The organism is Brevundimonas sp. FG8, assembly GCF_057808845.1.
Map to the genome: position 1 here is coordinate 71469 of NZ_JBMDIU010000008.1, position 25163 is coordinate 96631.

General features: G+C 67.7%; 25 protein-coding genes. 8 read left to right on the forward strand and 17 right to left on the reverse strand.

The genetic code is table 11. The features are described from left to right. Positions 1-111: 111 nt before the first annotated feature. On the reverse strand, positions 112-867 hold the full coding sequence (locus ACODRV_RS13425) for a Bax inhibitor-1/YccA family protein (RefSeq protein ID WP_141625592.1): 756 nt from the start codon (positions 865-867) through the stop codon (positions 112-114). 125 nt (positions 868-992) lie between these two features. Here ACODRV_RS13425 and thpR point away from each other — a divergent pair, with 125 nt between their 5' ends. The 4 genes from thpR (at position 993) to ACODRV_RS13445 (ending at position 4264) form a co-directional block, all read left to right on the forward strand. After that, a complete protein-coding gene (gene thpR, locus ACODRV_RS13430) occupies positions 993-1532 on the forward strand; it encodes an RNA 2',3'-cyclic phosphodiesterase (RefSeq protein ID WP_141625593.1) in 540 nt (179 codons plus the stop codon). After that, a complete protein-coding gene (locus ACODRV_RS13435) occupies positions 1529-2068 on the forward strand; it encodes a GNAT family N-acetyltransferase (protein ID WP_141625594.1) in 540 nt (179 codons plus the stop codon). Before thpR ends, ACODRV_RS13435 begins: the two co-directional genes overlap by 4 nt. Positions 2069-2143: 75 nt before the next feature. Then, positions 2144-3376, forward strand: a complete 1233-nt coding sequence (locus tag ACODRV_RS13440; RefSeq protein ID WP_488908652.1) for an NAD-dependent epimerase/dehydratase family protein — start codon at positions 2144-2146, stop codon at positions 3374-3376. Positions 3377-3382: 6 nt separating this feature from the next. Beyond that, a complete protein-coding gene (locus ACODRV_RS13445; RefSeq protein WP_141625596.1) occupies positions 3383-4264 on the forward strand; it encodes a Rossmann-fold NAD(P)-binding domain-containing protein in 882 nt (293 codons plus the stop codon). Here the strand turns inward: ACODRV_RS13445 and ACODRV_RS13450 are convergent. From ACODRV_RS13450 to ACODRV_RS13500, 11 genes are all read right to left on the reverse strand, one after another. Continuing rightward, positions 4261-4686, reverse strand: coding sequence for a hypothetical protein (locus ACODRV_RS13450; protein WP_488908653.1), 426 nt, complete (start codon positions 4684-4686; stop codon positions 4261-4263). The genes ACODRV_RS13445 and ACODRV_RS13450 overlap by 4 nt on opposite strands. A gap of 5 nt (positions 4687-4691) precedes the next feature. Next, positions 4692-5300, reverse strand: a complete 609-nt coding sequence (locus ACODRV_RS13455; protein WP_141625598.1) for an EipA family protein — start codon at positions 5298-5300, stop codon at positions 4692-4694. Positions 5301-5418: 118 nt separating this feature from the next. Then, positions 5419-6648 carry a chromate efflux transporter gene (gene chrA / locus ACODRV_RS13460; protein ID WP_488908681.1) on the reverse strand — a complete coding sequence of 410 codons (1230 nt, stop codon included), beginning with the start codon at positions 6646-6648 and terminating at the stop codon, positions 5419-5421. Positions 6649-6662: 14 nt separating this feature from the next. Further along, on the reverse strand, positions 6663-9122 hold the full coding sequence (gene pheT, locus ACODRV_RS13465; RefSeq protein ID WP_488908654.1) for a phenylalanine--tRNA ligase subunit beta: 2460 nt from the start codon (positions 9120-9122) through the stop codon (positions 6663-6665). Beyond that, complete coding sequence (locus tag ACODRV_RS13470) at positions 9119-9520, reverse strand: hypothetical protein (RefSeq protein ID WP_141625600.1); 402 nt, start codon at positions 9518-9520, stop codon at positions 9119-9121. Before ACODRV_RS13470 ends, pheT begins: the two co-directional genes overlap by 4 nt. 26 nt (positions 9521-9546) lie before the next feature. After that, a complete protein-coding gene (gene pheS, locus ACODRV_RS13475) occupies positions 9547-10623 on the reverse strand; it encodes a phenylalanine--tRNA ligase subunit alpha (protein WP_488908655.1) in 1077 nt (358 codons plus the stop codon). A gap of 141 nt (positions 10624-10764) precedes the next feature. Beyond that, positions 10765-11124 carry a 50S ribosomal protein L20 gene (rplT, locus tag ACODRV_RS13480; RefSeq protein WP_141625602.1) on the reverse strand — a complete coding sequence of 120 codons (360 nt, stop codon included), beginning with the start codon at positions 11122-11124 and terminating at the stop codon, positions 10765-10767. A gap of 106 nt (positions 11125-11230) precedes the next feature. Further along, positions 11231-11428, reverse strand: a complete 198-nt coding sequence (rpmI, locus tag ACODRV_RS13485; RefSeq protein WP_003166435.1) for a 50S ribosomal protein L35 — start codon at positions 11426-11428, stop codon at positions 11231-11233. Between the two features lie 161 nt (positions 11429-11589). Beyond that, a complete protein-coding gene (locus ACODRV_RS13490; RefSeq protein WP_488908656.1) occupies positions 11590-13557 on the reverse strand; it encodes an alpha/beta hydrolase family protein in 1968 nt (655 codons plus the stop codon). Between the two features lie 140 nt (positions 13558-13697). Continuing rightward, positions 13698-14219 carry a translation initiation factor IF-3 gene (gene infC, locus ACODRV_RS13495; protein WP_141625603.1) on the reverse strand — a complete coding sequence of 174 codons (522 nt, stop codon included), beginning with the start codon at positions 14217-14219 and terminating at the stop codon, positions 13698-13700. Between the two features lie 125 nt (positions 14220-14344). Next, positions 14345-15310 (reverse strand): glycosyltransferase family 9 protein, encoded by a 966-nt coding sequence (locus tag ACODRV_RS13500; protein ID WP_488908657.1) that lies wholly within the window; start codon positions 15308-15310, stop codon positions 14345-14347. 71 nt (positions 15311-15381) lie between these two features. Here ACODRV_RS13500 and ACODRV_RS13505 point away from each other — a divergent pair, with 71 nt between their 5' ends. Beyond that, entirely contained in the window at positions 15382-16140 is a 759-nt protein-coding gene (locus ACODRV_RS13505) for an alpha/beta fold hydrolase (RefSeq protein WP_488908658.1), read from the forward strand. 15 nt (positions 16141-16155) lie between these two features. Next, a complete protein-coding gene (locus ACODRV_RS13510; protein ID WP_488908659.1) occupies positions 16156-16386 on the forward strand; it encodes a hypothetical protein in 231 nt (76 codons plus the stop codon). 18 nt (positions 16387-16404) lie between these two features. Here the strand turns inward: ACODRV_RS13510 and galU are convergent, their stop codons facing one another. Continuing rightward, positions 16405-17283, reverse strand: coding sequence for a UTP--glucose-1-phosphate uridylyltransferase GalU (galU, locus tag ACODRV_RS13515; RefSeq protein WP_141625607.1), 879 nt, complete (start codon positions 17281-17283; stop codon positions 16405-16407). A gap of 55 nt (positions 17284-17338) precedes the next feature. Next, complete coding sequence (glmS, locus tag ACODRV_RS13520; RefSeq protein WP_141625608.1) at positions 17339-19153, reverse strand: glutamine--fructose-6-phosphate transaminase (isomerizing); 1815 nt, start codon at positions 19151-19153, stop codon at positions 17339-17341. A 167-nt stretch (positions 19154-19320) separates the two neighbouring features. Between glmS and glmM the strand changes: the two genes are divergently transcribed. After that, positions 19321-20670 carry a phosphoglucosamine mutase gene (glmM, locus tag ACODRV_RS13525; protein ID WP_488908660.1) on the forward strand — a complete coding sequence of 450 codons (1350 nt, stop codon included), beginning with the start codon at positions 19321-19323 and terminating at the stop codon, positions 20668-20670. On the opposite strand, the gene ACODRV_RS13530 is transcribed toward glmM, so the two are convergent. The 3 genes from ACODRV_RS13530 to ACODRV_RS13540 are packed head-to-tail and all read right to left on the reverse strand — an operon-like array spanning position 20667 to position 24259. Continuing rightward, positions 20667-21389 carry a ribonuclease T2 family protein gene (locus ACODRV_RS13530; RefSeq protein ID WP_488908661.1) on the reverse strand — a complete coding sequence of 241 codons (723 nt, stop codon included), beginning with the start codon at positions 21387-21389 and terminating at the stop codon, positions 20667-20669. The genes glmM and ACODRV_RS13530 overlap by 4 nt on opposite strands. Beyond that, positions 21386-22702, reverse strand: coding sequence for an FAD/NAD(P)-binding protein (locus ACODRV_RS13535; protein WP_488908662.1), 1317 nt, complete (start codon positions 22700-22702; stop codon positions 21386-21388). The genes ACODRV_RS13530 and ACODRV_RS13535 overlap by 4 nt, the downstream gene beginning before the upstream one ends. Before the next feature lie 57 nt (positions 22703-22759). After that, positions 22760-24259 (reverse strand): phosphomannomutase/phosphoglucomutase, encoded by a 1500-nt coding sequence (locus tag ACODRV_RS13540; protein ID WP_488908663.1) that lies wholly within the window; start codon positions 24257-24259, stop codon positions 22760-22762. A gap of 183 nt (positions 24260-24442) precedes the next feature. Here ACODRV_RS13540 and gpmA point away from each other — a divergent pair, with 183 nt between their 5' ends. Continuing rightward, the gene (gpmA, locus tag ACODRV_RS13545; protein ID WP_488908664.1) at positions 24443-25162 is read left to right on the forward strand and encodes a 2,3-diphosphoglycerate-dependent phosphoglycerate mutase; all 720 of its coding nucleotides are present in this window, start codon (positions 24443-24445) and stop codon (positions 25160-25162) included. Position 25163: the final 1 nt, after the last annotated feature.

Here is a 25163-nt window from a genome sequence, read left to right on the forward strand (position 1 = left end):
GCCGTCTGGGCCCTTCCTCTTTTCCGCCTAACGCTCGCCGCGCGGCGGCTCGCTGCTTGAGGCCATGTCAGGTCGCCTGACGCTCGCTTCGCGAGCGTCAGAGTTCTCCAATCAACGACGGCCGCCGAACAGGGCGAGCAGGAATTGGAACATGTTGATGAAGTTGATGTAGAGGCTCAGCGCGCCGTAGCTGGTGGCCACGCCCATCGCGTTCTCGTTCCCGCCGATGGCGTAGTAGGTCATCTTCAGGCGCTGGGTGTCGTAGGCGGTCAGGCCCGCGAAGATCAGCACGCCGGCGGCGCTGATGATCAGCTGCATCATGCCGTTCTGCAGGAACATGTTCACCACCGAGGCGATGATCAGGCCGATCACGCCCATGATCAGGAACGAACCGATGCCGGTCAGATCCTTCTTGGTCGTGTAGCCGAACAGGCTGAGCGCGCCGAAGGCGGCGGCGGTGATCAGGAAGGTCTGGACCACCGAGGCGCCCGTGTAGAGCAGGACCACGGTGCCCATGGAGGCGCCGATCAGGGCCACGATCAGCCAGTACAGCGCGCTGGCTCCGCCCGAGGTCGGGTTCTTCATCACGAAGTTGGAGCCCAGCAGGATGACCAGCGGCGAGAAGGCCACGATCATGCCGAGCAGGGTGTATCCCGTGATGCGGGTCACGCCGTCAGGGAAGACGGCCGTGTTGAAGAGCAACTGGGTGACCGCCGGCACCGAGCCGGTGATATAGGCCAGTACGGCCGAGACCAGCAGGCCGAGGGCGACCTTGTTGTAGACCCCGAGCATGAATTTGCGCAGGCCCGCGTCCACCGACATGTCGACGGTCTGCGGGATGGAATATCCGTTTCTGAAATCGCTCATCGCGGTTTCGATCCTCCTTTGGGTCGGGCAATCCCGACCATTCACGCAAATATCGGTCGCGGCCGTCCCTTCCGCAAGGAAAAGCGGACTTGGGACTTGGGTTCGGACCCGCTACCAACGGTCGCATGATCCGGCTGTTCACCGCCCTTTCCGTCCCTGACGATGTGGCCGAGACGCTGAAGCGTCGGCAAACGGGCCTGCCCGGCGCGAAATGGCGTGGCGAGGATCACCTTCACATCACCCTGGCCTTCTATGGCGAGATTGACGAGCGCCGGGCGGATGATCTGGCCGCCGAGCTGGAGCGGGCGGCGACCGGCGGGGCGTTCGAGATCGAACTTCAGGGCGTGGGCGCCTTCGGCGACGCGCACCGCAGTCACACCATCTGGGCCGGGGTCGTGCCCAGCAAACGGCTGAACGTGCTGGCGGGGCGCTGCCGGTCGGCCGCCGAGCGCGCGCGGATCGAGATCGAACGGCGCGAGTACCGTCCGCACCTGACCCTCGCCTATCTGAAGCCCCAGACCGATCCGGCCCGGGTCGGCGCCTGGATCACCGGCCACAACCTGCTGCATTCGCCGCCAATCCGGATCGACCGCTTTGGCCTTTATTCCAGCGTCCTGACCTCGGACGGCAGCCAGTACCAGCTTGAACGGGAGTATCTGCTGTGACCGGACCGGTGCTGAACACCGAACGCCTGATCCTGCGCACCATTGCGATGGAGGACTTCCCGCGCTGGGCGGAAATGATGGCCGACCCTGAGGCGTCGCGCTTCCTCGGCGGCGTTCAGCCCGCGGCGACGGCATGGCGGGGCTTCATGACCATGGCCGGGGCGTGGAGCCTGACGGGGATCGCAATGTTCTCGGTCATCGAACGCGACACCGGCCTCTGGCTGGGCCGGATTGGGCCGTGGCGGCCCGAGGGCTGGCCGGGCAATGAGGTCGGCTGGGGCCTGCATCCGGACGCGCAGGGCAAGGGCTATGGCGTGGAGGCGGCCACGGCGACGCTGGACTACGCCTTCGACGTGCTGGGCTGGGAGGATGTGATCCACTGCATCGACCCGGAGAACACCCCGTCCCAACGGCTGGCCGAGCGGGTCGGATCGCGCAATCTGGGACCGACGCGCCTGCCGCCGCCCTTCGCGGACGTGTCCGTCGACGCCTGGGGACAGAGCCGGGCCGACTGGAAGTCCCGCCCGCGCCGTTGAACCTGCGATAAGGCGCCGCTTTTACGGCTGCCCGGCTTCGGCTAGGCAGGTCGCCACCTAATGACGAGGAAGATCATGCGCGTACTGGTTCTGGGCGGCGACGGCTTCTGCGGCTGGCCGACGGCGCTGCATCTTTCGGCGCGCGGCTGGGACGTGTGCATCGTCGACAACCTCAGCCGTCGGAACATCGATAACGAGCTGGAGGTCCAGTCGCTGACCCCCATCCGGACCATGGGCGAGCGCATCGCCGCGTGGCAGGAGGTTTCGGGCAAGACCATCGAGTTCGTGAATATGACGGTCGGCAAGGAATTCGACCGGCTCGTCACCCTGATCCGGGACTGGGCGCCTGACAGCGTGGTTCACTTCGCCGAACAGCGCGCCGCGCCTTATTCGATGAAGACCGCGCGGCACAAGCTGTACACGGTCGACAACAATCTGAACGCCACCAACCACCTGCTGGCGGCCATCGTCGAGAGCGGGCGGGACGTCCATCTGGCGCACCTCGGCACCATGGGGGTCTACGGCTATACGACCGCCGGCCTGCGCATCCCCGAGGGCTATCTGAAGGTCACGGTGGACACCGAGTTCGGCCCGACCGAGCAGGAAATCCTGTTCCCGCCGAACCCCGGCTCGATCTATCATATGACCAAGACGCAGGACGCCCTGCTGTTCCAGTTCTACGCCAGGAATGACGGGCTGCGGATCACCGACCTGCATCAGGGCATCGTCTGGGGCGCCCAGACCGAGGAGACCCGCAAGGACGAGCGGCTGATCAACCGCTTCGACTATGACGGCGACTACGGCACCGTTCTGAACCGCTTCCTGATGCAGGGCGCGCTGGGCTATCCGCTGACGGTGCACGGCACGGGCGGGCAGACGCGGGCTTTCATTCACATTCAGGATACCGTCCGCTGCGTCGAACTGGCCCTGAAGAACCCGCCAAAGTCGGGCGAACGGGTGAAGATCCTGAACCAGATGACCGAGAGCCGCCGGGTGCGCGATCTGGCGGCCATGGTGGCCGGCATGACGGGGGCTCCAGTTCACAATGTCCCCAACCCGCGTCAGGAGGCGGACGAGAATGAGCTGGTCGTGGCCAATGACCAGTTCCGGGAACTGGGTCTGAAGCCGATCACCCTGGCCGAGGGCCTGATGCAGGATGTGACCGAAATCGCCCGCCGGTACGCCGACCGCGCCGACCGGACCAAGATTCCCTGCGTCTCCAGCTGGAACGGGAAGCGCGCCGACGCGCTGAAGAGCGAAAGCGTCACTGTTTCCAGCGGCGCCGCCGACCAAATCCGCTCCGCCTGAGGTCTGATGTCCGACGCTGTTTCGCCGCCTCTGTCCCTGCTGGTCTTCGGCGGCGGATGGCTGGGCCGCGCCGCGGCGCTGGAGGCCCTGCGCAGGGGCGGCGAGGCCGTCGCCACCTCGCGCGACCCCGCCACCCGCGCCGTGCTGGAGGCCGAGGGCGTTGCAGCCGTCGATCCGGCGGATGAGGCCGCGCTGGCCGCCGCGGTGGGGCAGGCTACCGCCCTGCTGATCACCACGCCGCCGGACGCCCAGGGCTGTCCGGGGCTGAAGGCGCTGATCCCCGCCATCACCGCCTCGGGCGCCTGGCCCGACTGGATCGGCTATGTCTCGTCCACCGCCGTCTTCGGCGACCGCGCGGGCGGCTGGGCCTTTGAGGACGATGAACTGAACGCCGCCAGCCTTGAGGGCGCGCGCCGCGTCCGGGCCGAGCGGGACTGGCTGGACGCCGGACGGGGCATGGGGCTGACGGTCCAGCTGTTCCGCCTGCCCGCCCTCTACGGCCCCGGCCGCTCGCCGCTGGATCGCCTGCGCGACGGCACGGCGCGGATCGTCCGCAAGCCCGGGCAGATCTTCAACCGGGTGCATGTGGACGACGCGGTCGCGGGCCTGTTCGCCTCCATGGCCCGCCCGCACCCCGGCGCGGCCTACACCCTGTGCGACGACGAGCCGTCGGCGGCGGACGTGGTCATCGAGGGCGCGGCGAAGCGGCTGGGCCTGCCCCTGCCGCCCGAAGTCGATCTGGACGATCCGTCGGTGTCCGACTCCATGCGTCGCTTCTACCGCGACTCCAAACGCCTCTCGAACGCGAAGGCCAAGGCCGAACTGGGCTGGCGACCGAGATATCCGGGTTGGCGCGAGGGGCTTGAGGCGATGATCTCCCGCGCCTAGCGGTCGCGCGTGTAGAACTGGCCGTCGACGAAGATGCTCTGTGGCAGGCCTTCCTGGCCCAGGCCGATGAAACTCGAACCGAATATGATCTGCCGTCGGTCTGGCCGACAGCTGGGCCGCTCATTCGGCAGCGCTCCATAGTGGCCATCGTAGGTTCGGCCGTCATGAAGCTGGATCAGGCGGCCGGCGGCGTGCTGCGCCCCCACCGGGTTCTGCTGGACCCATTCGTGCCAGAACAAATCGTAGCGGGTCGCGCCGACCTGCATCGAGCAGAGCGGGCTGATCGTGACCGTGGGCTCTATGTCGAGAAAAGCGAACCCCTGATCCCGCAGCAGGCCGGTGATGTCGGACGGCGGAGCGGGGCGCTGGCAACCCGCCAGCGCCAGAAGGGCGACCGTGATGATGGCCCCCGCCCGCAGCATGGGTCCTAGAACGGCAGGATATTGCGCTGGCGGCTGTAGGACATGGTGCCGACGTTGGCGCCGAGGCGCAGGCCGACGCCGGTGCGGATCGGGGCCAGGACGATGCCGTCGGCGCGCTGGTAGTTCACGCCGAGCCCGCCCACGAGGTAGGCCGAGCCTTCCACGCCGGGGTACCGGCGATAGATCATGTCCGGGTAGTAGAGACCGTACACGAGGGTGAAGACCCGGCTGCCGTTGCCGCCGACATCCCAGCCGATCGAGATGCCCTGCCAGAAGATTTCCTGCGAGGCCGAGAGGTCCTTCATGTGCAGGGCGCCTCGGCCGTAGCGCAGGCCGACGCCGGCGGCGCCGGCGCCTTCTTCACCCGCGATATAGGCGGTCGGGGCGCCGCCCTGATCGGCGAAGACCCGCTCGATGGCGCCGCCGATCGCTTCGGCGGCGATGCCCAGTTCGCGCGACCCGGCGGCGATCAGTTCGTCCGAGGTATAGGTCGGCGCGGTCGCGTCCGAGCGGATCGGATAGTTGGGGTCCGCCGGGCCGGTGCTGGCGCAGGCGGACAGGCCGGCGGCGCCGGAGGCGGCGAGACCCGAGAAGATCAACTGGCGGCGGTGCATGGGCTGGGCTCCGGAGTCGGGATGGTCCGCCCGGCTCACGCGGGCGTTCGACCCACCGTCGCCGGGCTTTGCGTCAGCCTTGGGGCCGTAAAGTTAACGGGAGATTGCCGGGTCGATCTCAACCGACGAACAAGGCGTGTCCCATCAGGGCCGAGACGGCGATCACGGCGGGGGCGGCGTAGCGGCTCCGCCAGAACCAGATGATCGCCGTTCCCGCTCCGAAAATCAGGAGCGCGGGCCATAGCGCCGGAACACGCTCCGCGGTCGATCCGGCGAGTTGCAGCAGGGTGGCCGCGATCAGACCGACCACGCCTGCGGCGACACCGGCGAGGGCCCGGTGCAGGCGGTGGTCTCCGACGATCCGTTCCAGTCGTTCGTACAGAAGCATGGAGAAGGCGAAGGCCGGGAGGAAGACCCCGACGGTGATGGCGAGGGCCCCGATCCAACCGCCCGCCATATAGCCCACGAAGGTGCAGAAGATGACCAGGGGCGCGGGCAGGACGCCGGCGAAGGCCACGCCGTCGAGGAAGGACGGCTCGCTGATCCAGCCGCGTCCGACCGTATCCGTGCGGACGAAGGGGATGGCGGTGTAGGCTCCGCCGAACGTGAGCAGCCCGGCCTTCAACCCGGACCAGAACAGCCCCGGCGCGTCCGCCTGCACCGCCCCCCCGGACACGGACAGCAAGGGCGTCCCGCTCAGGTCCAGCCCATGAAGCGCCAGCGCCGCGCCGGCGCCCGCCAGCAAAACCACCATCCGCAGAAGCCATCGACCGGGGGCGGATACCGTGTACAGCGCGCCGGTGGTCGCCAGAACCACCCAGAAACTCACTCCCGCAAGGGTCGCCGCAAGCGCCCCGAGCGCCAGCAGCCACAGCAGGGCGTCATCAAGCACATGGCCCCCGATCTGCCGCACGGCCCGGGCGATGAGGGCCAGGACCCCGACCTGAACGCCGAGGAAGGCCGCCTCCACAAGATGGGCGTCGGCAAGAAACGTCTTGTAGGCCCATGCCGCCGCCAGCATCAGGAGCAGCCCCGGCAGCATGAAGCCGAGACCCGCCAGCAGACCGCCGATCCGCCCTCTGGCCCGGATGCCCAGATGCACGCAGAGTTCGTGCGCCTCCGGTCCCGGAAGGATCTGCAGCACCGCCAGCAGACGGTTGAAGTCCTTGCCCGAAATCCAGCGCTCGTCCTCGACCAGCGCCTTGCGGATCATCGCGATCTGCGCGACCGGGCCGCCGAAGGCATGAAGGCCGAACCCCAGAAAGCGCAGGAACAGGCGGGCGTAGCCAAGGGGCGGTGGGGCGTGTGACGGCTGTTCAATGCCGCTCCCACCCTCGGACCCCTGCATCCGCTCCACCAGCCTCAGCTCCTGAGTTGGGCCCCGATCTTGGCCGCCGCCGCGACGACCTTGGCCGAGACGGCCTCGATCTCCGCGTCGGTCAGGGTAGCCTCGACCGGCTGAAGTTCGACCTCCAGCGCCACCGACTTGAAGCCGTCGTCCACGCCCTTGCCGCGATAGACGTCGAACACGCGCACATCCGCGATCAGGGCCTTGTCCGCCCCCGCCACCGCGCGGGTCAGCTCCCCCACGGGCCTGGCTTCCTCGACCACGAAGGCGAAGTCGCGGGTCAGCGGCATCAGGGTCGACAGACCGGCCTTGCCGCGTGCCTTGGTTTTGGCGCCGCGCGGTTCGGGAACCGCATCCAGCACGATCTCGAAGGCCAGCATCGGGGCGTCTGCGTCCAGCGCCTTCAGCACGCGCGGGTGCAGGGCGCCGAACTCGACCATGACGTTCTTCGGGCCCAGTTGCAGGCGCGCGGAGCGACCGGGGTGCCACCAGTCGCGGTTCTGGCCCTGGACCAGTTGCAGCGACGCCGTCGGCGCGCCCAGTTGGTCCAGCAGGGCGATCAGGTCGCCCTTGAGCGCGAACAGCGCGTCTTCCGACGCCCCGCCCCAGTGACGGGTCGAGCGCGGTGCCACCAGACCGGCGATGACGGTCCGCTGACCGTTCGGCTGGTCGTCCAGATAGATCGGACCGATCTCGAACAGGGCTGCGTCGGCGTGGCCGCGCGCGGCGTTGCGCGCCGCCGCCTGGATCAGGTTCGGCAGGGCCGAGGGTCGCATGCAGTCCAGATCGGCCGCGATGGGGTTTTCCAGCACCAGCTTGTCATCGCCACCGCCGAACAGGGTCGCGATGGACTGTTTGGTGAAGGACCAGGTGACGGCTTCGGCATAGCCCATGCCCGCCAGCGCCCTGCGGGCCAGACGCACCCGCGCCTGACGCGGATTCAGGACACCCCTCGAGGGAGCCCCCTGATCGGGCAGCGGGGTGGTCGGCAGCTGGTCGAAGCCCTCGATGCGGGCGACCTCTTCCACCAGATCGGCGGGGCCATGAACGTCGCGGCGCCATGACGGCGGGGTCACCGACCACAGCGAGCCACGCTCCACGGTGAAGCCGAGAGCGATCAGGATGTCGGCGATGCGGTCGTCTGTCAGCGTCAGGCCGGTCAGCGACCCGACACGGGCCGGATCGAAGGCGAAGGCGGCCGGAATGGCCGGGGCCTGACCGGCGACGGTCACTTCCGACGGTTCCCCGCCGCACAGCTCAAGGATCAGCTTCGTCGCCAGTTCAACGCCGGGCACGACCGAAGCCGTGTCCACGCCGCGCGCGAACCGGTACTGGGCGTCCGAGGTCAGGGCCAGCGTCCGGCCGGTCTGGGCGATCAGGATGGGGTCGAACCAGGCGCTCTCGACGAAAACGTCGACCGTCTCGTCCGAGCAGCCGGTGCTCTCGCCGCCCATGACGCCACCGAGGCCGATCATGCGTTCGCCATTCGCGTCCGCAATAATGGCCACGTGATCGTCAGCTGGGATCGCGTAGGTCACGCCGTTCAGAGCGACGAACTGATCGTAGTCCTCAATAACCTCGCTAACGCCATCGGCGATTTCACCAGCAAGCATTGGGGGGCGCCGATGAGACATCGGCCCTCTCACCACGATCTGGTCGCCCGACAGTTTGGCGATGTCATAGACATGCAGCGGGCGGGCGCGGTCGTAGGAGATCAGGTTGGTGATATCCACCAGCCGGTTGATCGAGCGCAGGCCGATGGCTTCCAGACGGCGCTTCAGCCACTCGGGCGATGGTCCGTTCTTCACGCCCCGGATAGTGCGACCGGCGAACACCGGGCACATCTCCGGCGCATCGAGGCGCACCGTGATCGGGGAGGTGAAGCTTCCGGCGACCGGTTCGATGGCCGGGGTGGTCAGCGTGCCCAGACCGGCGGCGGCCAGATCGCGGGCGATGCCCGCCACGCCCAGCCAGTCGGGACGGTTGGGGGTCACTTCGAAGTCGATGACCGGCTCGGCGCCGAAGACGCCGGCGGCGGGCGTCCCGACCTGAAGGTCGTCGCTCAACTCCAGAATGCCGTCGCTCTCGCCCGGCTGCTCCAGCTCGGCGGCCGAGCACAGCATGCCGTTCGACACCACGCCGCGCACCGGCTTCTCGACCAAGGTCACGCCCAAGCCGGGCACATAGGCGCCGATGGGGGCGTAGATGGTGGTCAGGCCCGCGCGCGCGTTCGGGGCGCCGCAAACGATCTCCTTCATCCCGTCGACGGTCTCGACCTGACAGACCTGCAGGCGGTCGGCGTTGGGATGGCGCTCGGCCGAGATGATCCTGGCCACGCTGAACGGAGCCAGGGCGGCGATCGGATCGTGGACGTCCTCGACCTCGAGCCCGGCCATGGTCATGGCGTCGGCCACCGCGGAGACGTCAGCCTCTGTGTCGAGGTGGTCCTTCAGCCAGGAGAGGGTGAACTTCACGCTTCGCCGCCGCCGATGATCTGAAGGTTTTCGGCGATCTGCTTCATGAAGTCAGGATGGCCGGTGAAGCCGATGCCGACGAAGCGGCAACGCACGAAGGTGGTGTTGGAGAACGCGATCACGCCGGTGACCTTCTCGCCGACGGTCTGCAGCAGCAGGTTCGCGCCGTTGGCGGTGATGCCCAGGTTGCAGTTGTCGAAATAGACGTTCTCCGTCGCGTACAGAACGGCGGGCCCCTCGATCACGCAGTCGGTGAAGGTCTTGCCGTCGATCACGGTCTTGCCCGCCTGGATGTGGCCCATGGCGAAGGCCGGCAGCCAGACGCCCTGCTTTTCGTAGGTGGTGCGGTCGGCCAGTGTCGGGTCAATGGTCACGGTGATGGGAGCGGCGTCGGTCATGGCGATCTCGTTCTCTTGAAAGGGGTTCAGCTCAGGCCGCTGGCCGGGTTCGGCGCGGCGAAGGCGGAGAATCCGTAGTGGGCCAGCCACCGGGTGTCGGCCTCGAACATCGGACGCAGGTCCGAGATGCCGTATTTCAGCATCGCCAGACGATCCACGCCCATGCCGAAGGCGAAGCCCTGATACTCATCAGGGTCAATGCCGCAGGCGCGCAGCACGTTCGGGTGCACCATCCCGCAGCCCAGGATTTCCATCCAGCTGTCGCCGGTGTTCAGCTTCAGCTCGCCGCCCGAGCGATCACAGCGGATGTCCATTTCCGCTGACGGCTCGGTGAAGGGGAAGTGGTGCGGGCGGAAACGGGCGTCCACGCCGTCCAGTTCGAAGAAGCGCGCGACGAAGGTCTCCAGCGTCCACTTCAGGTGGCCCATGTGGATCCCCTTGTCGATCACTAGACCCTCGACCTGATGGAACATGGGGGTGTGGGTGGCGTCCGAATCTTTCCGGAAGGTCCGGCCGGGCGCGATGATCCGGATCGGCGGCTTCTGGCTCATCATGGTCCGCACCTGCACCGGGCTGGTGTGGGTGCGCAGGACCTTGCGCTCGCCGGTTTCCGGGTCGGGCTTGAGGAAGAAGGTGTCGTGCATCTCCCGCGCCGGGTGCCTGGGCGGGAAGTTCAGGGCGGTGAAGTTGTGGAAATCGTCCTCCACGTCCGGGCCTTCCGCCACCGCGAAGCCCATGTCGGCGAAGATGGCGACCATCTCGTCCATGACCTGCATGGTCGGGTGAACGCTGCCGACGCGACGCGGGCGCGGGGGCAGGGTCAGATCGACGTGCTCGGCCTTCAGCCGGGCGTCCAGCTCGGCGGCCTCGAGGTCGGCCCTGCGGGCCGTCAGGGCGGATTGAACCCGGTCGCGCAGGCCGTTGATCGTCGGACCGTGTTCGCGACGTTCATCGGGGCTCATCGCGCCCATGCCTTTCAGCAGGCCGGAGATGGAGCCGGACTTGCCGAGGGCGGCGACACGGATGTCCTCGACAGCGGCGGCGGTCTCCGCCGAGCCGATGGCGTTGATCAGGTCGAGTTCGAGTTGGGCGAGATCAGTCATTGTGCGCCAGCATCTAGCGGGCGCGGACGCTTTCGTCACGTCCGGCATGCGCGCCAAGGCGGCTATAGACGAAATGCAAACGAAAACGCCCGCCCCGGCGGACCGGAGCGGGCGTATTTTCAGTCAGCCGATCCGAAAGGCTCAGGCGGCCTTGAGGGCGTCACGGACCTTGTCGGCGATCGCCTTGAAGGCGGCTTCGTCGGCGGCCATGGCGGCCAGAACCTTGCGGTCCAGTTCGATGCCGGCTTCGCCGAGACCGTGGATGAACTGCGAGTAGGTGAAGCCTTCGATACGGGCCGCAGCGTTGATGCGCTGGATCCACAGGGCGCGGAAGTTGCGCTTCTTGGTGCGACGGTCGCGGTAGGCGTACTGGCCGGCGCGATCAACGGCGGCCTTGGCGGTGCGGATGGTGTTCTTGCGGCGGCCGTAGAAGCCCTTGGCCTGCTTCAGAACCTTCTTGTGCTTGGCGTGGGACGTAACGCCCCGGGTAACGCGAGCCATGATGTTTTCTCTTTTCGGAAGTCCCTGTCGCGCGGCCCGCGGGGCCTTGCTGCGTCAGGGATCAGTTCAAATTCGTGCGGTGGAAGTTCAGGTCTGCCGGTGCGCCTTAGGCGTACGGCATGTAGGACTTGATCTTCTTGGCGTCGGCGTCGGCCATGACCGAAGTGCCGCGGTTCTGGCGGATGTACTTCGAGTTGTGGCTGATCAGGCGGTGGCGCTTACCGGCGACGCCGGCCTTGACCTTGCCCGTGGCGGTGAATTTGAAGCGCTTCTTGGCGCCCGACTTCGTCTTCAGCTTCGGCATTTTCACTCTCTCTTTTGAGTGGGCTACCGCTCTTCGAGCTACTTGAGCCCGAGGGGTGATCGCCCTGATTAAGAACCGCCCAGGCATGCCTGTTCGCCCGGCGGTTCGGTACGCGAAGGCGCGGCTTCTAGGCGAAGTGAGCCTTCAAGGCAAGCTGAGTCTCAATTCGCCGGATTGTACGCCTGAAGGAAGCGGACCGTTTCGGCCAGCATCCGTTGGCGGGTTTCGGCGCGCGAGAGCCAGTGGTCCTCGCCCTGAAGCTCGATGAACTCATGCGACTTGCCCGCGCGTTGCAGGGCCTCGGCCATCAGCCGGCTCTGTTCGATCGGCACGACCGTGTCGTCCTTGCCGTGGATCAGGAGGATGGGCGCGTCCGCCTGATCGGCCAGTCGGGCCGGGGACAGGGCGTCGATGGCGCGGTCGCCCAGTCGCGAGGCGCCCATGAAGCGGTTCCAGTAACGGACCGTCTCGTTGTTGGGGCGAGCGGCGTCGCGAGCTTCGCTCTCCACCATACGGCGCAGGTCCGAAACACCGGCCACCGAGACGGCGCAGCGATAGACGCCCCGATCCAGGGTCGGCCCGGCCATGGCGGCATAGCCCCCGTAGCTGGCGCCCACGATGCAGACGCGGGCCGGATCGATGATCCCTTGACCGGCCAGATAGCGGACGCCGTCCGACAGGTCGGTCTGCATCTTGCGGCCCCACTCGCCGTAGCCGGCTTCAAGGAAGGCGCGGCCATAGCCGGTCGAACCCCGGAAATTGGCTTGCAGGACCGCATAGCCGCGCGAAGCCATGGCCTGGGCCCACCAGTCGAAGCCCATCACGTCGTGCGACGCCGGGCCGCCGTGCGCCAGAACCACAAGCGGCAGACCTCGCGGGCTGTCCGCGCCGGGCGGCAGTGTCAGGTAGCCATGGATTTTCAGTCCGTCGGCTGCGTCATACGCGATCGGCGTCACCTTGCCGACCAGATCGCCTGTGATCGACGGATAGGCCTGTCCGACGACATTCATCGTCCGGCGCTCCAGATCGAACAGATGATAGGAGCCGGAATCGCCCGGGCCGGAGGTGTAGGCCAGCACCGTCTGCATATCGTCGCTCCAGTCGGACAGATCCGGCGCCCGGCCATCAAGGGCATCGGAAACCGTGGTCCATGTCGCGGCCGCCACCGGGTCCAGGAAACGATACTGCGTTCCGTCGTCCGTCGAGCGGGCGCTGCCGAACAGGGCTTCGGTGACCGGGTGATAGAGCGGATAGACGCGACCACCGAGCGGCATCGGGGTCCAGGTTCCGGCGGCGTTGACCTCAAAGACGACCGCACCGTTCTCGTCGGTGGTGCTCTGGCTGTCATCGCGGCGGGCGGAGACCAGGACCGACTGGCCGTCGCGCCCCAGTCCCATGATGTAGGGCGGGTCCAGCGGGGCGACGGTCGACCAGACCTCATCGAAGCTCCGTCCGTTCCAGAAGCCGAGGCCCCACCGGCCGGAGGCCTGAACATAGGTTGAACTGGCGACGGGCTGGGCTTGCGCGTCCAGAACGAGGCCCCGGATGTCGTCGCTCAGCCGGACCGCCTCGCGACCACGGCCGGTGGCGGGGTCCAGTCGGTACAGGCTGGTGCGATCCGCACCGAAGCTGAAGGCGCGAACGAAGGCGACCTCGCCCTCGGGCAGGCGGCGGACCTCAACCGCTCCGGCCAGCAAGGGGGTGACGCCGGAGGCGTTGTGCAACACCGACGCCAGTCGCCGCCGCTCGATGTCATAGATCTGGCCGAGTCGCAGTTCGCCGCGACGACCGCCCAGCTCGCTCAGGGACTGGGTGCTGGTCGTGGTGATCATCAGATTGTTCTCGCCGATCCACGTCAGGTCGCGAACCTTGGCCAGACCGACTTCGATGCGGCCGAGTATCTGGCCTGCGTGAGGGTCCAGAACGACCAGCACGCGGTCGTCACCGGCGACGGTGACCAGCGCCAGTCGGTCGCCGCTGGGCGAGATGCGCGCATGTTCGACCGCGGGCAGGGCGCCATAGGCGTTCAGGGGTGGGGGTGTCTGCGCCGGCGTCTGGGCGCGGGCGGCTGCGGAGAACGCGAGCATGAGCGCGGCGGCCACCGCCACCGGAAAACGAACTGATGACACCGAAATCCCCCGGAGCGCCTCACGCGCCATGCGGATTGCTAACCGCTGACGCGCGGATCAGGCAAGGTGGTCGGGGTCTCGAAAAGCAAACGCCCCGGCGCGAGCCGGGGCGTTTCGTGTTCAGGATCGGATCGACCGACTCAGCGTGGAGCCAGGATCATGATCATCTGGCGGCCTTCCATACGCGGGGCGTATTCGACCTTGGCCACTTCCTCGAAGTCGGCCTGCACCTTGTTGAGCAACTTCATGCCCAGCTCCGGGTGCGCCATTTCACGACCCCGGAAGCGCAGGGTGACTTTCACCTTGTCGCCCTCGTCGAAGAAGCGGTGCATGGCCTTGGCCTTCACCTCATAGTCGTGGGTGTCGATGTTCGGACGGAGTTTGATCTCCTTGAGCTCGACGACCTTCTGGCGCTTGCGCGCCTCCGCCTTCTTCTTCTGCTCCTGGAAGCGATGCTTGCCGTAATCCAGGATCTTGCAGACCGGGGCGTCGGCGTTGGCGACGATCTGGACCAGATCCAGACCCGCCTCCTCGGCGGCCTCCAGCGCGGCCGACAGCGGCATCACGCCCTGCTTTTCGCCGTTCTGGTCAATAAGCAGAACGCGGGTGGCGCGGATTTCCTGGTTGATGGGCGGCCCGTCTTTCACGGGCGGCGTTTGCATCGGACGGCGAATGGGCGTCGTTTCCTTATGTGGTCGAAGAGTTCGATATTCTGACGAGACGAAGCGCGCGACAAATCGCGGCGTTCCCCTCGGGTGGGCCTATATGAGCCCCAAACCCCTTATTTTCAAGGCGTGACGGGTTTCGCCGACGCGATGAAGTCGGCGTGTAGCGCCAGAACCGCAGCGTAGACGCGATCCACCGTCAGGTCTTCGATAGGGGCGAACTGACCTCGGGTCTCGTTCGACGCAACAGTGCGGGTTTTGGGGCCCCACGGACCGTACAGCCACCACTCCGTCGGCCCGAAGAGGCCCAGCGTGGGCCCGCCCAGCGCCGCCGAGACGTGCATCAGCCCGGAATCGTTGCCAACGAACAGGTCGGCGCGGTCGATGGCGGCGGCGGACGCCAGAATGTCGCCCTTGCCGACGAAGTCGATGCCGCGCTCGCCCGCCGCTTCCAGGGCCGGGGTGGCGGGCGGGCGGTCGCCGGGCCCGCCGACCGGCATGAAACGCCAGCCGTCGAACCGCGCATCGGCTTTCAGCTTCTCCACCAGCGCGCCCCAGCGGTCGGCGGGCCAGCTCTTGCCGGGCTGGTGGGCGATCGGCGCCAGGGCGATGATCGGGCCGGAGCCTGCGCCGCCCGCCAGTTGCGGATCGATGACGGCGGCGGCCTCGGCGCGGGCCTTGTCATCCAGCCAGATTTCCGGGTCCAGCGGCGTCTGTGAGCCCATCAGGCGCGACACCATCTCGACCTTGCGCAGGCCGGTCTCCCACGAGCGGTTGTAGATCACGCGCCGCTTCGCCGGGATCAGGTAGGACAGGGCCGAGCCGCGAATGTCGATGACCATGTCCCAGCGGGTTCCGACCACCTGCTTCCACAGATCGATCCAGTGTCCGGCCATCTTTTTCTTGTCGAGGATGATGGTGCGTTCGACGCCGGGCGCCTGGCGGAAGAAGGGCGCCGGCGGACGGCCGCAGGCGACAGTGATCTTCGCGCCCGGCAGTTGGCGTCCGATCTCCCGGATCACGCCCGAGGAAATCACGCAGTCGCCGATCCGGTTGGAGGTGACGAACAGAACCTTGGGGTCTGACACGCTTTTGGGCCTTCGCTTGAGTGGTCGGGGTTCGCTATCAGTCCCGGAACGATTTCGCGAGAGGAACCGCCATGGATGATCTGGAACGCCTGGCCCGCCCCGACGGCGAGACCCTGGCCCTGAAGCGGGTGACCGGGACCGGCCCGACGGTGATCTGGATCGGCGGCTTCCGCTCGGACATGGAGGGAACCAAGGCGCTGGCGCTGGACGCCGCCGCGCGCGAGCGGGGCTGGAACTATGTCCGCTACGACCATTTCGCCCACGGCGTGTCGTCCGGCGATTGGCGCAAGGCCACGATCGGCCGTTGGCGGGAGGACGCCGTCGCCCTGATCGACAGCCTTGAGGGGCCGGTCATCCCGGTCGGCTCGTCCATGGGCGGCTGGGTGGCCCTGCTGGCGGCTCTCGCCCGGTCCGAACGGGTGGCGGGGCTGGTGCTGGTCAATCCGGCGCAGGACTTCACCGAGCGGCTGATGTGGCCCGGACTGGCCGACCACATCCGTCAGGCCATTATTCGCGACGGGGAGGCTCTGATCACCGAGGAAGGGCTGGGCGAGTACGTCCTGACCCGCCACATGTTCGAGGAAGCCCGCAGCTGGCTGCTGCTGGACGGCGTCATCGACATCACCGCGCCGGTCCATGTTCTTCAGGGGCGGAAGGACGATGTCGTTCCGTGGCGTCATCAGATCGAGCTCACCGAACGTCTTCAGGGCGGCGATATCACGCTGGACCTGATCGCAGAGGGAGATCATCGTCTGTCCTCGCCCGCCGATCTTGATCGTCTGGTCGAGGCGGTCGAGCGGAACCGGAGTCAGGCCCCGACATTGTCCTGACAGCAGGAGAACACCATGCGTAAGCTGATCGCCTTCACTCCCGTCGTCCTCGGTCTGGCCCTGACGGCCTGCGCGACCGCGCCGGGCGCGGATCGCTACAATACCGAGTTGCAGCAACTCGCGGACAGCTGCCGGGAGCGCGGCGGCATCCTGTCCCCGACCGGCCAGCAGTCCGGGCGCCCGCAGCAGGAAAACATCTGCGAAATCCGCGGCGGCACGGTCCGCGCGCCCAGCCCCTCGCACTGAGCCCGGCGCGCCCGTCTCCTAAAGCAGCGCGGCGATAGCCGCGCGCGCCGCCTCGCCGAGGTCGGCGCGCTTCAGCGCCAGCGCCACGTTGGCGCGCAGCAGGCCGATCTTGTCGCCGCAATCGTGGGTGACGCCCGCGTACTCGACCGCCGTGAACGACTGGTCGGTCATCAGCCTCGCCATGCCGTCGGTCAGCTGGATCTCGCCGCCCGCGCCGCGTTCCTGCGTCTCCAGAATGTTGAAAATTTCCGGCTGCAGGATGTAGCGACCCGAGATCGACAGGTTTGACGGAGCCGTTCCCATGGCGGGCTTCTCGACCATGCCGCGCATGTGGATGCGGTTTCCGTCGCGGCCATCCGGATCGACGATGCCGTACTTGTGGGTCTCGCTCTCCGGCACCTGTTCGACACCAATGACGTTGCCGCCGACCTCGGCATAGACGTCGGCCAGTTGCTTCAGCGCGCCGGGCTGACCGTCGACGATCACGTCCGGCAGGATCACCGCGAACGGCTCGTCGCCGATGATGTCACGGGCGCACCAGACGGCGTGGCCGAGGCCCTTGGGCTGCATCTGGCGGGTGAAGCTCATCTCGCCGGCGCTGGCCAGTTCGGCGTTCATCATCGCCAGAATCTCGGTCTTGCCCTTGGCGGCCAGCTGGGCTTCGAGCTCGATCTGGTGATCGAAATAGTCCTCGATGGCGCCCTTCGAACGCCCGGTGACGAAGACGATGTGCTCGATGCCCGCCTCGCGGGCTTCCTCGACGATATAGCTCAGGATCGGCCGGTCGACGACATTCAGCAGTTCCTTGGGCGTGGTCTTGGTGCCGGGCAGGACGCGGGTGCCGAGGCCCGCGACGGGCAGCACGGCCTTGCGCAGGCGGCGAGAATGGGCGGTCATGAACAGTCCTGAACAGAAGGGTCGGGGACCCTAACGCATTTCATCAAAGAAGCGATCATTCGACCGTGACGGACTTCGCCAGATTGCGCGGCTGGTCCACGTCGGTGCCCTTCTGGACGGCGGTGTAATAGGCCAGCAGCTGCACCGGGATGGCGTAGATCAGCGGCGCGATCAGCGAATGGCACTCCGGCGCGTCCACCCGGCGGATGCCGGCGCCGTGCGGATCGGGGGCCGTCTTCGGCGCGATCATGATGACCGGGCCGCCCCGCGCCGCGACCTCCTGAAGGTTGGAGGCCGTCTTCTCGAACACCTCGTCCAGCGGGGCCAGGGCCACGATAGGGGTCTTCTCGTCCACCAGCGCGATCGGCCCGTGCTTCAGCTCGCCGGCGGCATAGCCCTCGGCGTGGATGTAGCTGATCTCCTTCAGCTTCAGCGCGCCTTCCATGGCCAGCGGGAACATCGAGCCGCGACCGAGGAACAGCACGTCCGTCGCCTTCGACAGGTCCAGCGCGACCTCCTTCAGGGCCGCTTCCATGCCCATGGATTCGGCGATCAGGCGCGGAGCCTCGAACAGGGCCTTGACCAGTTCGGCCTCGGTCGCCGGGTCGATGCGGCCGCGCTGTACGCCCGCCGAGACGGCCAGAGCCAGCAGGGCGGCGACCTGGGCGGTGAAGGCCTTGGTCGAGGCGACGCCGATTTCCGGTCCGGCGTGGGTCGGCCACAGGGTCGCGGCCTCGCGCGCCATCGAGGAGGAGTGGACGTTGACCAGAGCCGCCGTCTTCAGCCCCTGCGCCTTGCACCAGGTCAGGCTTGCCAGAGTGTCGGCGGTCTCGCCCGACTGGCTGACGGCGACCGCCAGCGTGCCCTTGGTCAGGGCCGGGTGACGATAGCGGAACTCCGAGGCGATCTCGACGTCGCAGGGCAGGCCCGCCAGCTTCTCGAACGCGTAGCGGCCGATCTGGCCGGCGTAGAAGGCGGTGCCGCAGGCGACGATCTGGATCCGATCCACGGCGGCGAAGTCGATCTCGTCGACCTTGGCCTTGCCGTTCACGAAGTCGAGGTAGTGGCTGAGGGTGTGCTGGACGCTGTCCGGCTGCTCATGGATTTCCTTCTCCATGAAGTGCCGGTATTCGCCCTTCTCGACCAGCGCGGACGAGGCCGAGACCTGCACGATGGCGCGATCCACCGCCTTGCCCGAGGCGTCGAACATGCGTGCGCCGTTCCGGTCGATGGCGACGAAATCGCCTTCCTCCAGATAGCTGATCTTGGTGGTGAAGGGGCCGACCGCCAGCGCGTCCGAGCCCAGATACATCTCGCCCTCGCCCCAGCCGACGACCAGCGGGCTGCCGCGACGGGCGCCCAGGATCAGGCCGTCCTCGCCCTCGATCAGCACCGCCAGCGCATAGGCGCCGGTCAGGCGATCCAGCACGGTCTTGAAGGCGACCAGCGGGTCATTGGTCTTGGCCAGCTCGCTGTCCAGCAGGTGGGCGACCACCTCGGTGTCGGTCTGGCTTTCGAAGGCGTGCCCTTCGGAGACCAGCTCGGCCTTCAGCTCGGCGAAATTCTCGATGATGCCGTTGTGCACCAGCGTCACCCGGCCCGCCTTGTGCGGGTGGGCGTTGGCCGTCGTCGGCGCGCCGTGGGTGGCCCAGCGGGTGTGGCCGATGCCGATGGTCGCGGTCAGGGGCTCGGCGGCCAGCACGGCCTCCAGCTCCCGGATCTTGCCCTTGGCCCGGCGGCGCTCGATCTTGCCGTCGACCAGCGCGGCCACCCCGGCGGAGTCATAGCCGCGGTATTCCAGCCGCTTCAGGCTGTCGATCAGACGGGGAACCGCCGGACCGGTTCCGGTCACGCCAATGATGCCGCACATGGGAGAAGTCCTCAGCTCAATCAGGAGTCCGCGCTTTGCACCTCGGCGCGGGAGGGTCTAAGCCGACCCTTGTCTGTCAGCGCCGATGTAGGCGACGACAACGTGGATTTGCACCTGAAAAGCGGTTTCGCAAGGTTACGGCGTATCGCAAGCACGGAAGACTGGACTTGGCTGAACGACGCTACTTCGGCACCGACGGCATTCGCGGACGCGCCAACACCCACCCGATGACGCCCGAAGTGGCCCTGCGCGTAGGCCTCGCGGCGGGACGGATGTTTATGTCGTCCGATGACCGGCGCCATCTGGTGGTGATCGGCAAGGACACCCGCCTGTCGGGCTATATGATCGAGCCGGCGCTGGTGGCGGGCTTCTCTGCGGCGGGCATGGACGTGCGCACCTTCGGTCCCCTGCCGACGCCGGGCGTGGCCATGATGACCCGTTCGATGCGCGCCGATATCGGCGTGATGATCTCGGCCTCGCACAACGCCTACCTCGACAACGGCATCAAGCTGTTCGGCCCGGACGGTTACAAGCTGTCGGATCAGGTCGAGCTGAAGATCGAATCGATGATGGACGAGGATCTCGGCGCCGGTCTGGCCGACGCCGACCGCATCGGCCGGGTGAAGCGGATCGACGACAGCCAGGCCCGCTACGTCGAGATCGCCAAGGCCAGCTTCCCCAAGGGGCTCAGCCTGCAAGGGCTGCGTATCGCCGTCGATTGCGCCAACGGCGCCGGATACAAGGTCGCGCCGACCACCCTGTATGAACTGGGCGCCGAGGTCATCGCCGTGGGCGTCGAGCCCAACGGCCTGAACATCAACGAGAACTGCGGCTCCACCTATCCGCAAACCCTTGTCGAGGCGGTCAAGGCGCACGGCGCCGACATCGGCATCGCTCTGGACGGCGACGCCGACCGCGTCATCATCTGCGACGAGAAGGGCCAGATCGTCGACGGCGACCAGATCATGGCGCTGGTCGCGCTGGACTGGGCCCGTCGCGGCCTGCTGACCGGCGGCGGACTGGTCGCCACCGTCATGTCCAATCTCGGGCTCGAGCGCGCGCTGAACGCCGAGGGCCTGACGCTGGAACGCACCAAGGTCGGCGATCGCTACGTCATGGAGCGGATGCGCGAGGGCGGCTTCAACGTGGGCGGTGAACAGTCGGGCCACATCATCCTGCACGACCACGCCACCACCGGCGACGGCCTGATGTCGGCGCTTCAGGTGCTGGCCGTTCTGGTCGAGAGCGGCCGCCCGATGAGCGAACTGGCCCGCCAGTTCGAGCCGGTCCCGCAACTGCTGGAGAACGTCCGCTTCACCGGCGGCAAGCCGCTCGAAGACGCCACGGTCAAAGCCGCCATCGCCGACGCAGAGGCCCGCCTGAACGGTCAGGGCCGACTGTTGGTCCGCCCGTCCGGCACCGAAAAACTGATCCGCGTCATGGCCGAGGGCGATAACGAGACGCTGGTGAAGGCGGTGGTCGCTGATGTCTCGGCGGCGGTGAAGGCGGCGGGTTAAGGCCGCACCGGTTCCACCGTCAGCACGGTGGCGTCCGGCGCGCCCACCTCGCCGCCGGGGCAGGAACGCGGGTTGAAGGACAGGTCGTTGCAGATGCGCACCTCACGCAGCCGCACCCGGTCCGTGGTGGCGATGTAGACGCTGTCGCGCGGCAGGCCCGGGTTGGCGGCGGCGAAGGCGTCGCGCAGCTGGCCGGCGGTCATTCCTTCGCGCGGCATGGGGCGCGCCAGGCTGTCATACATCTGCGCCGACTGGGCGAAGTAGGCTTCCGGCGTGTCCCAGCCGCAGGTGCCGTGCGCGGCCCACTCATGCTGGACCAGATCGACCGACGGCGTCCGGCACAGTTCGGCGCGTATGGTGGCGTCGGACACCCGCGTCGCCGCCCGGCAGTAGCGCGGATAGGGCCGCCCATCCGAGTTCGGCCACAGGCCGTGCAGGGTCCAGCCGAACTTATTGGGCCCGGAACAGGCCATATCCCCCTGACCGTCCCCGCCGTTGCGGCAGGTCTCGGGCATCCAGGTCACCGCCAGCATGTGGAACAGGATCGGCCGGTCGGCGACCACATCCTCCGGCTTCACCGCCTCCATGTGCGGCGCGGGCAGGCGGGTCGGCAGGATGCAGCTCTCGACCGCCATGGGCGTCGCCGTCGGCGCGGTCATCACCGGCAGATCGCAACCCGTCAGGGCCAGCAGGGGCAGGAGGGCGATCAGGCGTTTCATACGGGCGTTTCCGTCAGCGTCTTCACCACAGCCTCGATCCGCTTGCGGATGTCGGGCACGGCGATGGTTTCCCAGAAGGCGGCGCGGGCGGGCGGGCCCAGCACCAGCAGGCGCGGGTCCGGCGTGCCGTCGGCGGCCAGCACCCGACCCTCCGCGTCAAGGTCCAGTCCCAGCCGAAGGGCGTCCAGCCGCGCCCGGCCCGAGGCCAGCAGCGGTCCGGTCAGCGCGTCCTTCGCCGGGTCATGCCCCGGTCCGGTGCAGTCGATCAGCCAACGCGCCGTCAGCGGGGGTTGCGCCGGGCCGCTCCGGGGCTTCCAGGTCAGGGTCACGCCCTCGGCGTCCTGCTCGATCTTCGACACGCGCCCGGCCGCGACGGTCAGGCGGCCCGCCGTCTCCAGCGCGCTCAGGGCGGCGGCGATGCTGTCGGCGATGCGGTGGCGATGCACGTCCCACCAGGGACGCAGGTGGCGCACCAGTCGCGCGCGGGTCGCGGTGTCGGCGTCACGCCACAGGTCGGCGGTGATCGGGCGCAGGCCTTCCATCACCCCGCGCCAGGTCGTCTCCTTCGCCAGCCGCCGAGCCTCGTGCAGTCGCTTCGACGGCGCCGCACGCAGCAGTTCGTCCGTGGGCGGCACGGGCGTGTCAGGCCGGGCCTCGTGGCCGCGTGGCGTCAGGCCCCGGCGCGACAGGGTCTTCGCCCGGCCGCGCCAGCCGCGCGCCTCCAGCCACAGCACCATGTCCACCATGGTCAGGCCGGTGCCGACCACGATCACATCATCCGTCTCGCCGATCCGGTCCAGCGCGCCGGGCGCCCAGCCGTCGGAGATGACCCGGCTTCCGGCCTCATCGGCCGCCGTCTTCGGCGCCGGGTTACCGGTGGCCAGAACCACGGCGTCGCCCGCGATGACCTGGCCGTCAGCCAGTCTCACGGTGGTCCCTTCGACCGCCGCGGCTTCGCCGGTGATGCGGGTGATCAGGCCCGGATGGGCGGCGTCCACGGCCTTCAGCCGGTCCTGCACATAGAGGCCATACAGCCGCCGGGGCGCGAAGCTTTCGGGATCGGCGCGGTCCGGGTGGTTCGCCGCCAGCCAGTCGACGAAGTCGTCCGGACGCCCCTCCACCGCCGTCATCCGGTTGGCCCGCACGTTCAGCAGGTGGCCGTCGAACGGCGTGGAATAGGCGACGCCCAGCCCGAAGTCTCCGCCCCGGTCGATGACGGTCGAGGCGATCCCGCTCTCGGCCAGTCGCGCGGCCAGCATGGCGCCGGAGTAGCCTCCGCCCACGATCACGACATGCTGGATGTTCCCGGTCACGACGCCCCCTTTTGATCGGGTTCTGGACCGCGCCGGGAGGGGGGTCAAATCAGGAGATCAAATCTCCTGATTGTAGGCGCCGATCTCCTCGTACTTCGCCAGACGAGGCTTCACCTCGTCGCGGAACAGGGCGCGCATGTCGTCTTCCGACCGCATGCTCTCGACCACCACCACCAGTTCCGGCTTGTTGGACGATGCGCGGACCAGAACCCAGCTGCCGTCCTCAAGGTGCACGCGCACGCCGTTGACGGTGATGGCTTCCACGATCTTGCGGCCCAGGATTTCCCCGCCCGCATCGGCCAGCGCCTTGTACTCGGCCACGATCCGCTCGAGCACGCCGTACTTCAGCTCGTCGTCACAGTGCGGCGACATGGTCAGGCTGGTCCAGGCGTCCGGCAGGGCCTGTTTCAGCTCCGACAGGCTCTTGCCCGGATTGCGGTCCAGCATGGCCAGAACGGCGCCCGCGGCCACGATGCCGTCGTCATAGCCGTGGCCCAGCGGGGCGTTGAAGAAGAAGTGGCCGGACTTCTCGAAGCCCGCCAGCGCGCCCAGCTCGGCCGTCTTGCGCTTGATGTAGCTGTGACCCGTCTTCCAGTAGACGGTCTCGGCCCCGTTGGCCTTCAGCACCTCATCGGTCTTGTAGAGGCCCGTCGACTTCACATCGACCACGAAGGTCGCGTTCGGATGCAGGGCCGACAGGTCGCGGCCCAGCATCAGGCCGATCTTGTCGGCGAAGATCTCCTCGCCGGTGTTGTCCACCACGCCGCAGCGGTCGCCGTCGCCGTCGAAGCCCAGCGCCAGATCGGCGCCGGTTTCCTTCACCCTGGCCGCCATCTGCACCAGCATGGCGTGATCTTCCGGGTTCGGATTGTATTTGGGGAAGGTGTAGTCGAGGTCCGTGTCCATCTCGATCACCTCGGCGCCCATCCGGCGCAGGGCTTCGGGGGCGAAGGCGCCGGCCGTGCCGTTGCCGCAGGCCGCCACCACCTTGATCGGACGGGTCAGCTTCACCTTCGAGACGATGTCGGCGATGTATTTCTCGCGGAAGCCGTCGATGCGGGTCAGGGTCCCGCCGGCGCGCGCCACGCCCTGATTTTCGAGCACGATCTCCTTCAGGCGGCCGATCTCGTCGGGGCCGAAGGTCAGCGGGGGATTGGCGCCCATCTTCACGCCGGTCCAGCCGTTCTCGTTGTGGCTGGCGGTGACCATGGCCACGCAGGGCGCACCCAGTTCGAACTGGGCGAAATAGGCCGTGGGCGACAGGGCCAGGCCGATGTCCAGCACCTCCATCCCGCCTTCCAGCAGGCCCAGGGTCAACGCCTGTTTCACCGACAGGGAATAGCTGCGGAAGTCGTGGCCCACGACGATCTTCGGCGTCTGGCCGATCTCGTGGATATAGGTGGCCAGACCCAGGCCCAGCGCCTGGATGCCCAGCAGGTTGATTTCCTTCTCCAGCACCCAGCGCGCGTCGTACTCGCGGAAGCCGGTCGCCTTCACCAGAGGGGTGATCTCGTACTCGGCGGTGTTGGGACGAAGGTCGGCGCGGGGCTTCAGCATGGAATGTCCTGTTTTGCCGGACCGATGCGGTCCCGGCGAAGGTGCGCCTTGATAGCCCCGGCGGCTCGGGCGCCGCAACAACGCGCGAACGTCGTGATGGGTGCGAACCATCGTGGACGGTCCAGAGCTTGACCCCTTTCAACCCCCGGCCTACCCCCGATGCACAGACTTTCGGAGACCCGCATGCCCCGCCTGATCCTGCTGCGCCATGGCCAGAGCCAGTGGAACCTCGAAAACCGCTTCACCGGCTGGGTCGATGTGGACCTGACCGCCGAGGGCGAGGCGCAGGCGCGTTGCGGCGGCGAACTGATCGCGGAAGCCGGTTTCAAGCCTGCCGTCATGTTCACCTCGGTCCTGCGTCGGGCCAAACGCACCGGCGCCCTGGCGCTGAATTCGGCGGGTCTGAAGGATGTCCCGGTAGTCGAGGACTGGCGTCTGAACGAGCGCCACTACGGCGGCCTGACCGGGCTGGACAAGGCCGAGACCGCCGCCAAACACGGCGAGGATCAGGTGAAGATCTGGCGCCGCAGCTATGACATTCCGCCGCCCCCGCTGGCGCCGGGCGGCGAGTGGGACTTCACCACGGACCCGCGCTACGCCGGCAAGGCCATTCCGGACACCGAGAGCCTGAAGACCACGCTGGATCGCGTCCTGCCCTACTGGGACGCCGACATCGCCCCGCGCCTCAGGGCCGGCGAGGACGTGCTGATCGCCGCCCACGGCAATTCGCTGCGGGCTATCGTCAAGCACCTGTTCAACGTGCCCGACGATCAGATCGTCGGCGTCGAGATCCCGACCGGCAACCCGCTGGAGATCGATCTGGACGCGTCGCTGACCCCGACCGCCGCCCGCTATCTGGACGACAGCCGAGCCACCCCGCTGCCGCCGATCGCCGGAGCCTGAG